General features: G+C 62.1%; 10 protein-coding genes. 8 read left to right on the top strand and 2 right to left on the bottom strand.

Annotated features, from left to right (window positions below; translation table 11 throughout):
• Window positions 1-41: 41 nt before the first annotated feature.
• From ggt to BN1128_RS17215, 3 genes are all read left to right on the top strand, one after another.
• The gene (gene ggt, locus BN1128_RS17225; RefSeq protein ID WP_042870991.1) at window positions 42-1,823 is read left to right on the top strand and encodes a gamma-glutamyltransferase; all 1,782 of its coding nucleotides are present in this window, start codon (window positions 42-44) and stop codon (window positions 1,821-1,823) included.
• A 364-nt stretch (window positions 1,824-2,187) separates the two neighbouring features.
• Window positions 2,188-3,831: a YbaL family putative K(+) efflux transporter gene (gene ybaL, locus BN1128_RS17220; RefSeq protein WP_042870989.1), complete on the top strand. Its 1,644-nt coding sequence runs from the start codon at window positions 2,188-2,190 to the stop codon at window positions 3,829-3,831.
• A 383-nt stretch (window positions 3,832-4,214) separates the two neighbouring features.
• Window positions 4,215-5,396, top strand: coding sequence for a M28 family metallopeptidase (locus tag BN1128_RS17215; protein ID WP_042870987.1), 1,182 nt, complete (start codon window positions 4,215-4,217; stop codon window positions 5,394-5,396).
• A gap of 68 nt (window positions 5,397-5,464) precedes the next feature.
• Here BN1128_RS17215 and BN1128_RS17210 read toward each other — a convergent pair whose 3' ends face one another.
• Window positions 5,465-5,686 carry a hypothetical protein gene (locus tag BN1128_RS17210; RefSeq protein WP_370464929.1) on the bottom strand — a complete coding sequence of 74 codons (222 nt, stop codon included), beginning with the start codon at window positions 5,684-5,686 and terminating at the stop codon, window positions 5,465-5,467.
• A gap of 300 nt (window positions 5,687-5,986) precedes the next feature.
• On the opposite strand from BN1128_RS17210, the gene pykF reads away from it, so the two are divergent.
• The 4 genes from pykF to pgl all read left to right on the top strand — a co-directional run bounded on the left by pykF (window position 5,987) and on the right by pgl (window position 13,011).
• Window positions 5,987-7,399, top strand: coding sequence for a pyruvate kinase PykF (pykF, locus tag BN1128_RS17205; protein WP_042870985.1), 1,413 nt, complete (start codon window positions 5,987-5,989; stop codon window positions 7,397-7,399).
• Window positions 7,400-7,546: 147 nt separating this feature from the next.
• Entirely contained in the window at window positions 7,547-10,876 is a 3,330-nt protein-coding gene (mscK, locus tag BN1128_RS17200; protein ID WP_042870983.1) for a mechanosensitive channel MscK, read from the top strand.
• Between the two features lie 225 nt (window positions 10,877-11,101).
• On the top strand, window positions 11,102-11,935 hold the full coding sequence (locus tag BN1128_RS17195) for a pyridoxamine 5'-phosphate oxidase family protein (protein WP_042870981.1): 834 nt from the start codon (window positions 11,102-11,104) through the stop codon (window positions 11,933-11,935).
• Window positions 11,936-12,000: 65 nt separating this feature from the next.
• Entirely contained in the window at window positions 12,001-13,011 is a 1,011-nt protein-coding gene (gene pgl / locus BN1128_RS17190; protein ID WP_042870979.1) for a 6-phosphogluconolactonase, read from the top strand.
• A 74-nt stretch (window positions 13,012-13,085) separates the two neighbouring features.
• Here the strand turns inward: pgl and BN1128_RS17185 are convergent, their stop codons facing one another.
• The gene (locus BN1128_RS17185) at window positions 13,086-14,324 is read right to left on the bottom strand and encodes a uracil-xanthine permease family protein (protein WP_042870977.1); all 1,239 of its coding nucleotides are present in this window, start codon (window positions 14,322-14,324) and stop codon (window positions 13,086-13,088) included.
• A 307-nt stretch (window positions 14,325-14,631) separates the two neighbouring features.
• On the opposite strand from BN1128_RS17185, the gene BN1128_RS17180 reads away from it, so the two are divergent.
• The coding region (locus BN1128_RS17180) for a hint domain-containing protein (protein WP_042870974.1) at window positions 14,632-15,513 on the top strand (882 nt) is incomplete at its 3' end.

Here is a 15,513-nt window from a genome sequence, read left to right as displayed (position 1 = left end):
TAGTCGCCCCTCATGGTCATAAAACAGACAAGGAGAGTGTCATGTTGCTCAAACCCCTGGGGCTGACCCTTGCCCTCGTCCTGCTGGCCGGTTGCGCCAGCGACAAGGGCTTTCACTATGCCCCGCCGCCCCAGACCCTGCTCGCCCCCGAGGCAGCCAGCGGCTGGATCGACAAACAGGGCTGGCAGGGCCATGACTTCATGGTGGCGGCCGCCAACCCGCTGGCGGTGGATGCGGGCTACCAGATCATCCAGGCGGGTGGCAGCGCCGTGGATGCCGCCATCGCGGTGCAACTGGTGCTGACCCTGGTGGAGCCGCAATCCTCCGGCATCGGCGGTGGCTCCCTGCTGCTGGTGTGGGATGGCAGCAAGGTCGCGGCTGTGGATGGCCGTGAGACAGCCCCTGCCGCCGCCACGGATCAGCTGTTCATGAAGGATGGCAAGCCGATGGCCTTCTACGACGGCGTGGTGGGTGGCCGCTCGGTCGGCGCGCCGGGCACTGTGCGGGCACTGGCGCTGGCCCATCAGCGCTATGGCAAGCTGCCCTGGGCCACGCTGTTCGAGCCCGCCATCACGCTCGCGGAGCAGGGTTTTGTGATAAGCCCCCGTCTCGCCACCCTGCTGGCAAAAGATCCCTACCTCGCCAGGGACCCGGATGCCCGCGCCTACTTCTATCTGCCCGATGGCACGCCAAGGCCCGCCGGCAGCACGCTCACCAACCCGGCACTGGCCAAGGTGTTGCGCACCCTGGCCACACAGGGGGCGGATGCCTTCTATCAGGGGCCGCTGGCCCAGGCCATGGTGGCCAAGGTGCGCCAGCATCCCACCAATCCCGGCGTGCTGGCGGCGGCCGATCTGGCCAGCTACAGGGCCAAGCTGCGGGACAGTCTCTGCTTTGACTATCGCCAGAGCCAGATCTGCGGCTTCCCGACCCCTTCCTCGGGCACCATAGCGCTGGGCCAGATCTTCGGCATGCTGGAGAACCGCGACATGGCGGCCCTCAAGCCAGTGACGACGCCCGAGGGGCAGCTTGCCGCCTCAAGCAAGGCCATCCACCTCTACAGCGAGGCGGCACGTCTTGCCTTCGCCGATCGCAACCAGTACGTGGCAGACGGCGATCTTGTCAGCGTGCCGGTGAAGGGTCTGCTGGACAAGGGCTATCTGGCCGAGCGGGGCAAGCTTATCGGCGAGCAATCCATGGGGGTCGCCCAGCCCGGTACGCCACCGCTGGCACTGGCCCGCGGCAAGGATGCAACCCCCGAGCTTCCCTCCACCAGCCACGTCTCCATCGTCGACAAGGCGGGGATGGCAGTCTCCATGACCAGCTCCATCGAGGATGGCTTCGGTTCGCGGCTGATGGTCAACGGCTACCTGCTCAACAACCAGCTCACCGACTTCTCCTTCACCTCGGTGGATGCCGCCGGTCTGCCGGTGGCGAACCGGGTCGAGCCTGGCAAACGGCCACGCTCCTCCATGTCTCCTCTGCTGGTGTTTGACAAGCCAAGCGGCGAGCTGACCATGACACTGGGCTCGCCGGGGGGCTCCGCCATCATCAACTACGTGGGCAAGACGCTGCTCGGCACCCAGGATTGGGGGCTGAACCTGCAGCAGGCCATCAATCTGCCCAACTTCGGCAGCCGCAACGGTCCCACCGAGCTGGAACTTGGACGCACACCGGAGAGCGTGGTCGAGGGATTGAAAGCGAGAGGCCACGAAGTGGTACTGAGCGAGCAGACATCAGGTCTGCAAGGGGTCGAACGCAATGCTGGCGGCTGGTTCGGCGCCGCCGATCCGAGGCGAGAAGGCATTGCCAAGGGCGAATGAGTGCCCGCGTCTCTGCAAAAAGGCGACCTCAGGGTCGCCTTGTTGCGCCCTGGCGCACACTTGCAGGCAAAAATCATCATCGATGAATTACTCCTGCCAACAAAATGGATAAAGGCGGCCCTTTCCCCCTGCATTTCGATACTTATGCACTTTTAATCGCAAATAAGCGTTGAAATGTGGATAAGTATTGCTTTCAGGCAAAAAATGTATTATTTTTCAACAGAAACGACAACTGTTGTCCCCAATATCCAGTGTTTGCCGCGGCCAACATCTGTCTCTTTCGCCCCCTGCTCATTGACAGCTGCCCTCTTCATCCCGCGCGGTGATCTGGTAGCCCCCTGACTGCCATTAGCGAGGTGACGACATGGACCACTCCCTTCCCCTGATTACCACCCTGGTTGGCGGCTTCGTGCTCGCCTACGTGCTCGGCATGCTTGCCCATCGCCTCAAGATCTCGCCCATGGTGGGCTATCTGGCAGCCGGGGTGATCTCGGGCCCCTTCACGCCCGGCTATGTGGCCGACATGGCGCTGGTGCCCGAGCTGGCAGAGCTGGGCGTTATCCTGTTGATGTTCGGGGTGGGCCTGCACTTCTCCTTCAGCGATCTGATGTCGGTGAAGAAGATCGCCATCCCGGGTGCCATCGCCCAGATAGCGGTCGCCACCTTGCTCGGCATGGGGCTCTCCTCCCTGCTGGGGTGGGATCTCACCGCTGGCCTGATGTTCGGCCTCGCCCTCTCCACCGCCAGTACAGTGGTGCTGCTGCGGGCGCTGGAGAGCCGCCAGAATCTGGAGACCCTGCAGGGACGCATCGCCATCGGCTGGCTCATCGTCGAGGATCTGGTGATGGTGCTGGCGCTGGTGATGCTGCCCATACTCGCCAATATCCAGCACGGCGATCAGAGCATGAGCTGGCAGAGCATAGCGCTGGATCTGGGCTGGACCCTCGGCAAGGTCGCCCTGTTCGTGGCGCTGATGATGGTGGTGGGCAGTCGTTTCATCCCCTGGCTGCTGGCCCACACCGCCAGCACGGGCTCCCGCGAGCTGTTCACCCTGGCGGTACTGACCGGCTCCCTCGGCATCGCCTTCGGTGCGGTCAAGCTGTTCGGCGTCTCCTTCGCCCTCGGCGCCTTCTTCGCCGGCATCGTCATGAACAGCTCTGAGCTGAGCCATCGCGCCGCCAACAACACCTTGCCGCTGCAGGATGCCTTCGCCGTGCTCTTCTTCGTCTCGGTGGGCATGCTGTTCAACCCGGCTGTGCTGCTGACGGATCCACTGGCGGTGCTGGCCACCCTGTTCATCATCATGTTCGGCAAGTCGGTGGCAGCCTACGCCATAGTGCGGCTGTTTCGCTACAGCCAGCGCACCGCGCTCACCATCTCCGCCAGCCTGGCCCAGATCGGCGAGTTCTCCTTCATCCTGATAGGGCTCGCCATCGTGCTCAAGCTGGTGCCGGAAGCGGCCCGGGATCTGATCCTGGTGGGCGCCAGCCTCTCCATCATGCTCAATCCGCTGGTGTTCAACGCCGTCGAGCGCTACCTGGAGAAGCACCCGGATGCCGACAACACCCAGGCACTGGCCGAGTGCAAGTGCCCGGCCGTCGAGATGAAGGAGCACACTGTACTGGTAGGCTTTGGCCGGGTCGGTCGCCTGCTGGTGGAAGGGCTGCAAGCCGCCGAGCGGCCGCTGGTGGTGATAGAGCAGGATCCGCACCGGCTGGAGAGCCTGCACCAGGCCGGGATCCCCCATATCAATGGCAACGTGGCGAACGACGAGGTGCTGTGTCGCGCCGCCATCGCCGATGCCAGCTGGCTGCTGGTGGCCATCCCCAACAGCTTCGAGGCCGGCGAGGCCATCGCCCAGGCCAGGCTGATCAATCCGGCCATCCGGGTCATCGCCCGCGCCCACAGCGATGACGAGGTCAGCTTCCTCACCCGGCAGGGGGCCGACAAGGTGATCATGGGGGAGCGGGAGATAGCGCTCGGCATGCTGGCCGAAACCACAGGCTGACTGCCATTTGCACAGTGAGAACCAAGAGAGGGGCCCCAGGCCCCTTTCGTTTGGGCCGCGCGCAGCGGCCAGCTCCCTGCCATAGTGGCGCAATATCGCCGACATGGCACACTTTGGGTCCCTACGTCAGCCCCCCAGCCGGGGCACAATGGCCAGGGCACGGCAACCAGACTGCCACTCCCCTTCTCATCAGCACAAAGCGCTGACCAGTCCGGCTCAACCCCCCGGGTAAACAGCAGATCCTGCAGTGACCCCCACCGGATGGGGCAGCCCGCCCGCCAGATGGGCAGATCCGGCGTGCACTCCCCTGACTAGACTAGGCAGGTCGTCTTATGACACCCACTTATGCCATTCATCTGTCACGCTACCCGGAAGGATCCGATATGAAACCCTTGCTGACCGCCCTCTTGCTCCCCCTGCTGCCCCTCGCCGTGCAGGCCACCGAACCCGTCTGGATCACGGTCGGTGCCGACAGCGGCGTCGAACTCAAGCAGGTCAAGGCCAAGCTGGCCCCCCTGTTCAGTGCCAGCGGCGCCCCCGTCCAGCTGGCCCAGGTCGAGGCGAGCGAGCTTGGCACCCTCTCCCACCTGATGCACGAAGGCCATCAGCGCTGCGGCGGCTATGTGGTGCACAGCACCCTGGCCGACGCCCTGCAGAGCATGGCCCAGCCCCTCACCCAGAACCTGTTCAGCGCACCGCCACTGACCCAGGGCAGCAGCGTCAACCGACTGCTGCCCCATCTGGATCAGGGCAACATTGTCGGCACCATCAGCAAGCTCGCCAGCTGGCGCAACCGCTACTACACCACCACCACAGGGGTGCAATCCGCCGACTGGGTGGCCAGCCAGTGGCAGAGCCTGAGCGCAACCCTGCCCTGGGCCAGCGTCAGCCGGGTCAAGCATAGCGGCTACCCGCAGCAATCCGTGGTGCTGACCCTCAAGGGCAGCCGCTATCCGGATGAGGTGGTGGTGATCGGCGGCCATCTCGACTCCACCGCAGGCTCGGCCCCCAACAGCCGCACCCTGGCCCCCGGCGCTGACGATGACGCCTCCGGCATCGCCACCCTGACCGAGGTACTGAGGGTCATCGCCGAGCAGGGTCGCCAGCCGGAGCGCACCCTGCAATTTATCGGCTATGCAGCGGAAGAGGTGGGCCTGCGCGGCTCCAAGGACATAGCGACCCGCTACAAAGCGGCCAACACCAGGGTACTGGCCGCGCTGCAGCTGGACATGACCAACTACCAGGGCTCGGCCGAGGACATCGTCTTCATGACCGATTACACGGACAAGGGGCTGACCGGCTATCTCGCTCAGCTGCTCGATGCCTATCTGCCGCAGATAAGCTATGGCTACGACAGCTGCGGTTACGGCTGCTCGGATCACGCCTCTTGGCACAATCAGGGCTATCCTGCCGCCATGCCGTTTGAATCGCGCTTCAACGACTACAACCCCAACATCCACACGGCACAGGATACCCTGCCAAATTCGGACGCCTCCGCCGGTCACGCCCTCAAGTTCGCCCAGCTGGCCACCAGCTTCGCCATCGAGATGGGCAAGATCAACTGAGCCAGGCCGCGTTGAAAACAGGTTAAAAAGAGAGGGAGGCTTGGCCTCCCTCTCTTTTCGCCTCCCGTTCAGTGCGGCCTGTGTTGCCAGCCGAGCAGGCTGTCCTGGCGCAGCTGCCGCCAGGCGTCACGAGAGAGGCCGGGTTCGCTGGCCGCCAGCATCTGCTGCAATTCAACAAGCTCAAGGGCGCTGGCCGCCTGCGGGGCAGGATCGTCCGGCCAGCAGGCGGCAGGCAGTGCCTGTACGGCCAGCAGGGCGAGGGAGAGTATCAACAGATAGGGCGTCATCATGGGGCTCTCATGTTCCGTCACCGGGTCTATTCTTGTCGGGACTGATGACGGCTTGATGACAGGATGGGATCGTCATTTTACAACATCTGACGAGGCGGGCCGGCGCCTGGACGCATATGGCAACATTTGTGCCAAATCTGCGCGAACCAGTTAATTTATGCCCTAAAAAGTAGCCGGGAGGAAAACGTTATCCCTGAAAAGAAAACGTTATCTGGTCAAAACGTTGTTTCTGGATCATAAAAAGTATCCAAAAACTGGTGTATATTGCACGGCGGAAACTCCTTAACCATGAAGACTGACATGAAAAAGACCAAAATCGTCTGCACCATCGGTCCCAAGACCGAATCCAAAGAAATGCTGGCTAAAATGCTGGATGCCGGCATGAACGTCATGCGCCTGAACTTCTCCCACGGCGACTACGCCGAGCACGGCGGTCGTATCAACAACCTGCGCGCTGTCATGGCCGAAACCGGCAAGCACGCAGCTATCCTGCTCGACACCAAAGGTCCGGAAATCCGTACCATCAAGCTGGAAGGCGGCAACGACGTTGCCCTGGTCGCTGGCCAGACCTTCACCTTCACCACCGACCAGACTGTGGTTGGCAACAAAGACAAAGTGGCCGTGACCTATGCCGGTTTCGCCAACGACCTGCGTGTCGGCAACCGCATCCTGGTGGATGACGGCCTGATCGGTCTGGACGTGATCGAAATCACCGAACGTGAAGTTGTCTGTAAAGTGCTGAACAACGGTGACCTGGGCGAGAACAAGGGCATCAACCTGCCGGGCGTCTCCATCAAGCTGCCGGCCCTGGCCGAGAAAGACAAGCGCGACCTCATCTTCGGTTGCGAGCAAGGCGTTGATTTCGTTGCTGCCTCCTTCATTCGCAAGAAAGAAGACGTGCTGGAAATCCGTGAGCACCTGAAAGCCCACGGTGGCGAGAACATCCAGATCATCTCCAAGATCGAAAACCAGGAAGGCCTGGACAACTTCGACGAGATCCTGGCTGTCTCCGACGGCATCATGGTTGCACGTGGCGACATGGGCGTGGAAATTCCGGTTGAAGAAGTGATCTTCGCCCAGAAGATGATCATCACCAAGTGCAACAAGGCACGTAAAGTGGTTATCACCGCCACCCAGATGCTGGATTCCATGATCAAGAACCCGCGTCCGACCCGCGCCGAAGCTGGCGACGTGGCCAACGCCATCCTGGACGGTACCGACGCAGTCATGCTGTCCGGTGAATCCGCCAAGGGCAAGTACCCGCTGGAAGCCGTGACCATCATGGCCACCATCTGCGAGCGTACCGATGCCGTGATGCCGTCCAACCTGTCTGCTGCCAACGACAGCAACAAGCTGCGCATCACCGAAGCCGTTTGTAAAGGTGCGGTCGAGACCTCCGAGAAGCTGGATGCCCCGCTGATCGTGGTTGCCACCGAAGGCGGCAAGTCTGCCAAGGCCATTCGCAAGTACTTCCCGCAAGCCTGGATCCTGGCCATCACCACCAACAAGAAGACAGCTGCCCAGCTGGTTCTGACCAAGGGTGTGATTGCTCACGTGGTTGACAGCATCGCCTCCACCGACGATTTCTATCGCATCGGTAAAGAAGCGGCGCTGGCCAGCGGCATGGGTCTGAAGGGTGACGTGGTCGTCATGGTTTCCGGTGCCCTGGTACCGAGCGGTACCACCAACACCGCCTCCGTTCACGTACTCTAATCCGTACCGAACCGATGAAACGGCGCCTGAGGGCGCCGTTTTTTTTATCTGCCCCCCTGCTTCCCGTTCAAGCCCGGTGTTAGAATCCACGCGGATTCAATCCAAGTGGGAAATTTCCCAAATATCGCGTAATAACCCGGAAGTTTTATGCTCTCAACACGCTTCAAAAGAGCCTCGGCCACCCTGTTGCCGCTGCTCTGCTTATTCATCAGCCTCTGCGTACCGCAAGCCATGGCGCAGGACGTGCCCCAAAGAGCCAGCGTACAGCGTGCGCTCGATGCCCTCGGCAAGTCCGAGACCCTCACCGTCAGCCAGCAGGCCGACCAGAAGTTCCTGACCGAGACCCTCAGCCTGCTCGACAGCATCGAGAAGGAGCACGCCAAGGCCAAGAGCCAAACCCAGCGCCTCCGCTCTCTGCCGGGTGAGCTCAGGGACATCAGCGCCAAGCTCGATGCCCTGACCCAGAACAAGAGCGCCGAGCAGATCAAGAGTGAGTACGCCAGCATGAGCCTGGCGGAGCTGGACAGCCGTCAACCTGAAGTGCTGGCCAATATGCAGGATGCCCAGGAAACGCTCGGCACCATCGGCAGCCAGCTCACCAGCCTGCAAACCCTGCCGGAGCGGGCCCAGACCAACATGAGCCGCGCCTATCAGCGCAGCCAGGAGATCCGCACCCGACTCAACGTCGGTGACAGCGTCAGCAATGCCGAGAAGATGAAGCTGGGCGCAGAACTGGCCCTGCTTGAGCTGCAACTGGCCAACCTGCAACAACAGCTGGATAACCGCACCAGCATGCAGGATCTGGCGGTCAAGCAACGGGACTACCAGAGTGCCCGCCTCGCCAGCGAGGAGCAGAAGCTGCAACTGCTGCAGGAGCAGAGCAGTGCCAAACGTCTGGGCGATACCGAAAAAACTGCCGAGCAGACCGGTGAACTGGTCGCCATCGACGATAACCCGCTGGTACAAAAAGAGCAGGAACTCAACCATCAGCTCAGCCAGCAACTGGTCAGCGCCACCACCAATCTCAACAATCTGGTGCAGAAGAACCTGCAAGCCAAGAGCTGGCTGGAACGCGGCACCCAGACAGAGCGCAACCTGAATGAACAGGTACAGATGCTCAAGGGCAACCTGCTGCTGTCGCGCATCCTCTATCAGCTCTACCAGCAGCTGGAGTCTTCCCCTTCCACTCTGGTCAAGAACCTGGAAGAGCAGATCGCCGACCTGCATCTGGCCCAGTTCGAACTGAGCCAGCAACGTGACCAGCTGTTCCAGAAAACCCAGTATCTGGACAACCTGATCGCCAACAGCAGCGAGCAGGTCAGTGCAGAGGACAGAGCCAACCTCGCCACCCTGCTCGACACCCGCATCAGCCTGCTCGACCAGCTCAACCGTCAGCTCGACAGCCAGCTGACCAACGCCATCAGCCTGCAGCTGACCCAGCAGCAGCTGGCGCGGATCTACGCGTCCATCGAATTTACCCTGCAGCAACACATCTTCTGGGTCAGCAGCAACAAACCCATCGATATGAAGTGGTTCATCAACTGGCCAGCCCAGGCCTACAAGCAAGCCTCGGACTGGGTACTGAAGCCGGACTGGGACGGCTGGGGCGAGATGCTGCTGCCGGTGTCCCTGCTCGCCTTCCCGCTGCTGCTGGTGGGTGGCCTGCTGATCTGGAAGCGACCCTCCCTGCTCAATCGGCAGAAACGGATCAACAAGGATCTGGGACGTTTTCGCCAGGACAGCCAGTGGCACACACCACGTGCCCTGCTCTATACAGTGCTGCAACGCCTGCCAGGCAGCCTGTTCATACTGGCGGCCGGTCTCTGGCTCACTTACTGCGGCCTGCTCAGCCCCAAACTGATTTTCCAGATAACCCTCAACCTCGCCCTCGGTTATCTGGTGTTCAGCGTCTATCTGGCGGTGATGCGCCCGGGCGGCATTGCCGAATCGCACTTCCGCATGCCGAAGGCCGAGTTGCAGGCCAAGCGCACCAGCATGCGCTATCTGTGGCTGCCGCTGCTGCCGCTCATCATGCTCTCGACCAAGGCGGTCGTAGAGCCCTCGTCGCTGGGCAACGATGTTGTCGGTCAAGCGCTGACCCTGCTGCTGCTGGGCCTCACCACCTATCTGGTATTCCCCATCTCTCGCGCCATTATCAAGGGCGAGGGCAGCATGCAACAGTCGATCACCGCGGGCGCCCTGGCGCTGGCGCCGGTGGCACTGATGGTGCTGGTCGGGCTGGGCTACTACTACACGGCGCTGAAACTGACCGGCCGTCTGGTGGAGTCTTTCTACCTGCTGATCATCTGGAGCCTGGTCTACCGCACCTCACTGCGTGGTCTGGAGCTGGCGGCTCGTCGCCTGGCCTACCGCCGCGCCGTCGCCAAACGTGAGCACAGATCGGTGGAAGACGCGGAAGGTGGCGAGTCCATTGAAGAGCAGCCCATGGATCTGGAGGATGTCAGCCAGCAATCCCTGCGCTTGACCCGTACCGTGCTGCTGCTGGTATTCGGCGTCGCCTTCTACTGGCTCTGGTCTGATCTGGTGGCGGTCTTCTCCTACCTCGACAGCATGGTGCTGTGGCACCGCAGCGAAGGAACCGGCGCCAACGCCGTGCTCTTCCCAATCAGCCTGAGCGACGTGCTGATCGGCTTCCTCCTGCTCGGGGGCGCCTGGTCACTGGCCCGCAACCTGCCCGGTCTGCTGGAAGTGCTGGTGCTCTCCAAGTTGAACCTGGCCCAGGGTACCGCCTACGCCATCACCACCATGCTCAACTATGTACTGATCGGCTTTGGCTCCCTGACCGCCCTCTCCATGATGGGTGTACAGTGGGACAAGCTGCAGTGGGTAGCGGGTGGTCTATCGGTCGGTATCGGTTTTGGCATGAAGGAGATCCTCTCCAACTTCGTCTCGGGCATCATCATACTGTTCGAGCGTCCGGTGCGGATCGGCGACACTGTCACCATTGGTCCCTTCTCCGGTACCGTCTCCAGGATCCGCATTCGCGCCACCACCCTGACGGACTTCGACCGCAAAGAGGTGATCATTCCCAACCAGCAGCTGATGACGGAGCGGCTGATCAACTGGTCCCTGAGCGACACAGTCACACGGGTGATCGTGCGCGTGGGCGTGGCTTATGGCTCGGATCTGGAGCTGACTCGCACCCTGCTCAAACAGGCAGCCGATGAGAACAGCCGCGTGTTGAAAGACCCGGCCCCCATCGTCTACTTCCTCACCTTCGGCCCCAGCACCCTGGATCATGAGCTGCGTTTCTTCGTGAGTGAGCTCGGCGATCGCAACCCGGCCGTGGACGAGCTGAACCGCAAGATCGACGCCCTGTTCAAGGCGAACGGCATCGAGATCGCCTTCAACCAGATGGATGTCTACATCAAGAACATGAAGGGCGAAGAGCAGAAGGTGGAGCCCAGCTCCGCCGCTCTGCCACCGCCCTCCCAACCGGGCCAGCAGCCCGCCTGATGCAGGACGACAACCCATACCCAAGGCCCCGTGACGGGGCCTTTTTTATGGCCCGGAGCCAGCGCGCCGGAACCGAATTGGCGGTTTTGTGATGGTGAGGTGAGAACAAGCCGCCACTTATCAGTAACTTGGATAGCGGATAAAGGACGACGGTACGACCGCCAGTTCGGCCAAGCCGGGATACACTCAGGTGTCACGTCCCCACATTTGCAATCAAGGTGCGCCATGAATTCTCCATCCAGTCTGCTCGCTTTTCTCGGCTCCCCCTTGCTCGGGGTCGCCGCCACCTATGCCGATCCTGCCAGCAAGGAGACCGGCGTCTATATCTGCGGGGTCGAGATCCATGACGACGACACGCTGGTGCTCAGCTTTCCCAAGGGACACCAGCTCGCAGCGGGCGACAAGATAACCCTGCACCTGGACAACCGTACCGGAGTCGATGAGTACGATGCCTCCCTGAGCGTCTATCGCGCCTCCTACAAGGGGCGGGTCGACCGGGTGGCGCCCGGCAGGGTCCATGTCACCCCGCTGCAATTCGAGCTCTGGTATGGCAATCGGGTGGTCCATGCTTTTGCCCAGCAAGACTATCAGCATCCGGCCGATGAGCGCCCCGCCCGCGAGCTGCCCGTCACCCCGTTCACCGGCTTGCCCGTGCCGGACCTGCGCGAAGTGGAGAACAAGATAGGGGTACTGGTCACCCGGGCCCAGTCACAGCCGCACACCACAGTGCTGGCATTTCTCTCCTCGGATGACGATGACATCTTCTTCATCACCTTCCCCGAGACCTTCAAATCCCGGCTGCTCAAGCGCGACGGCCGCTGCCATTTCGCCATCGACTCGCGGGCGGTGTTTACCTACACCCGGGCCATCGAGTGGAATTACACCATCATCGCCGCCGATGCCTACCAGATCCCGCAGGATCATCCACTGTTCGAACCCATTCGCGCCGCTTTCGTGCAGAAAAACCCGTGGGAAGTGGGCTTCTTCAGCCACCCGCAGGTGGAGCTCTATCACTTGAAGGCCCATCAGGTGGTGTGCCCGGGCCGGGCAAAAGAGTAAGCAAAAACCCGGAGGATGGAGATAAGATTGGCCTGCCGTTACCCATGACAAGGAGTAGAGATCAGATGCAGCAGGTCGTTTATGTCGCCAGCCCCGCCAGCCAGCAGATCCATGTGTTTGCCCTGGCCGACACGGGAGAGATGCAACTCTTGCAGCGGGTGAGCACACCGGGTCAGGTACAACCGCTGGTGACAAGCCCGGATGGGCGCTGGCTTCATGCCGCCGTGCGACCCGACTTTGCAGTCATCAGCTACCGGATTGGCATGGATGGCCGACTTAGCGAACAGGGCTCGGCGCCGCTGGCGGGCAGTGCCTCCCACACAGCCATCACGGCCGACGGCCGCTTCCTGCTGGCGGCTTCCTACGCCTTCAACCATGTCACCGTCTCTCCCATCGGTAGCGGCGGCCGGGTAGAGGCGCCCCATCAGCAGCTAGATGGCTTGCAGGCCGCCCACTCGGCCACTCTGCTGGGCGCAGATGAGCAGGGCGAGCAGGAGGTTCTGGTCGCCTGTCTCACGGAAGATGCCATCCGCCGCTTCACCCTGAACGACGAGGGGCGGCTGGCGCCCCATCCGCTGGGGGATCTGCACACCGCCAACGGCGCCGGGCCAAGGCACCTGGCGCTGCACCCCGTCAATGGCGATATCTACTGCCTGAACGAGCTCGATTGCACCATCAACCGCTACCACAGGCAGGCAGATGGCCATATCCATCTGCAACAGAGCCTGGACATGCTGCCTGCGGGGTATCAGGGAGAGCGCTGGGGGGCGGATCTGCATGTCACGCCGGATGGCAGTTTTCTCTACAGCTGCGAGCGGGCCAGCAGCCTGCTGACCCTGTTTGGCATAGCGGCGCGGGATGGCAGCCTGACCCCGCTGGCCCACTTCCCGACCGAGACCATGCCGCGCGGCTTTGCCATCGATCACAGCGGCCGCTATCTGCTGGCGGCCGGGCAAGCCTCCCACCAGCTCGCCGTGCACCGCATAGATCCGGGCAGCGGCGAGCTGACGCTGCTCGCGCGCCATCCGGTGGGCGACGGGGCCATGTGGGTGAGAGTGCTGGCCTTGCGCAAGTGACGCCGAGAAACCGGTCGAAATGAGTGAGGCCACCCGGGGGTGGCCTCACTACGTGACTGACAGCAACCTTTTGCTTAGTCCTTGGCGCTCTCCATGGCTCCCTCTTCGGCGCTGGCAGGCAGGATCAGGTTGAGCAGTATGGCGGCAACCGATGCCAGACCGACACCGGCCAGGGCGAAGTCACCTATCTTCATCTCCAGCGCGCCGACGCCGACCGTCAGGGTCACGGCCACGATGGCGATGTTGCGGGCCAGCCCCAGATCCACCTTGGACTCCACCAGCGTCTTGAGACCGATGGCGGCGATGGATCCGAACAGCAGCAGCATGATGCCGCCCATCACCGGCATGGGGATGGAGGTGAGCAGGGCGTTGAACTTGCCGAAGAAGGCCAGAATGATGGCGAACACGGCGGCCCAGGTCATGGTGACCGGATTGAAGTTGCGGGTGATCATCACGGCGCCGGTCACTTCGGCGTAGGTGGTCACGGGTGGGCCACCGATGAAACCGGCGAAGCAGACGCCTATGCCGTCACCGGCCAGGGTACGGTGCAGACCCGGGTTCTTGGTGTAATCCTGCCCGGTCACGCCACCGATGGCGAGCACGCCGCCTATGTGTTCGATACAGGGGGCTATGGCCACCGGCAGCATGAACAGGGCGGCAGCCCAGTTGATCTCCGGCGTTTCGAAGTGAGGCAGCGCCAGCCAGGGGGTGTTGATCAGGCCGTCGAAGTTCACCTGACCCATCAGCACCGCCGAAACGTAACCAGCAATCACACCGCACAGTATGGGGATGAGCTTGATCCAGCCCTTGCAGAACACGGCAGCAATCAGGGTCACCGCCAGCGAGATGCCCGCCAGCGTCAGCGCAGTCCCCGCGGGCACCACCTGCTCACCACCGGCACGGCCCATCGCCATGTTGCAGGCAACCTGAGCGACCGACAGGCCGATCACCATGATCACGGGGCCAATCACCACGGGCGGCAGCAACTTGTGCACAAAGCCCATGCCCCGCACGCGAATGAGTGCGGCCAGGATGAAGTACATGAAACCGGCGGCAAACAAGCCAAACATGGTGGACGGCAGTCCCCAGGTCTGGGTGGCGTAGATGATGGGGGCGATGAAGGCAAAGCTGGAACCGAGGAAAATCGGGACCTGGCGGCGAGTGCAGAGCTGGAACAGCAGGGTGCCCACACCAGCGCCAAGCAGGGCCATGGAGGGGTTCAGTCCGGTGAGCAGGGGCACCAGAACCATGGCACCGAAGGCGACAAACAGGATTTGCAGCCCGGCGACACTTTGCTTGACTAAGGAAAACATGGATGTCCTTAATTTTTTGATAACTGACAGGGATATTTGACACTTTTCAGTTATCACAAGACGCTTTCAAGGCGTGAAATGAGCCACTTGGCGTCATTCGTTACCTTTTACTGCTTGGGGAGGGCATGAAACTGGCTTTTTAGGCGGGATTCGTTGCTACAAGCATCGAGTATGCGATTTTACGCACTTTTATGGCGGACGCCAATCGTTTTTCCACGCGACTTTGTTTGTCAAAGGCTCACCCCGGCTCCGCCATAGGGTCACTCTATACTTGATTGCGTGAACCCTGCCGGACAAGGAGTCCCCCATGCCACTGACCTCTTTCAAGCCCAGCCAGCGCAGATTGCTGGTGGGATCGGCCATTGTATTGGCCCTGTTTGCTACCCCATTCAGTTATGATTTCACCCACAACGCGTGGCAAATGAATCAGGCCCATGCCAAGTCCTGCTTCATTGCCGGTACCCGGATCGTCATGGCCGACGGCAGCGAGCGTCCCATAGAGACGTTGCAAGCTGGTGAACGAGTGCTGGATCAACATGGTCATGTCAACCGGATCCAGGCTATCGAGCGGGTGCTGCTGGGGGAGCGCAGGCTCTACGGGATCAACCAGCTGGCTCCCTTCTTCACGGCGGAGCACCCCTTCCTGACCTCTCGCGGCTGGGCGGCCATCTCGCCGGCCATGACCCGCACAGAGAATCCGGCCCTGGCCGTGTTGCCACTCTTTACCGGCATGCACCTGCTGGGCTGGCCGGCAGCCGCAGCCAGCGCGGGCAATCTGGCGCTGGCCCCGCAACCGAGCGAGCTGCTGGTGGAGTCGCTCTGCTGGATTGACGCCCCGCCCACTACGGCACTGTTCAACCTGATCCTCGATGGCAGCCACAGCTATATCGCCAACTCGCTGATCGTTCACAACAAGGATGGCGACAGCGGTGGTGGTAGCAACAGCGGCGGTGGCAGCGACAGCGGCGGTGGTAGCGACAGCGGTGGTGGTGGCGGCAGCAGTGGCGGTAGCGACAGCGGCGGTGGTGGCGACAGCGGCGGTGGTAGCGACAGCAGCGGTGGTAGCGACAGCGGCGGTGGTGGCGACAGCGGCGGTGGTGGCGACAGCGGTGGTGGCGACAGCGGTGGTGGTGGCGACAGCAGTGGCGGCAGCGACAGCAGTGGCGGCAGCGACAGCAGCGGTGGCGAC

Origin of the sequence: Aeromonas piscicola (assembly GCF_000820005.1) — a bacterium.
GTDB lineage: Bacteria > Pseudomonadota > Gammaproteobacteria > Enterobacterales > Aeromonadaceae > Aeromonas > Aeromonas piscicola.
The sequence above is the reverse complement of the archived record's forward strand: the minus strand, read 5'-3'. Positions and strand labels throughout refer to the sequence as shown.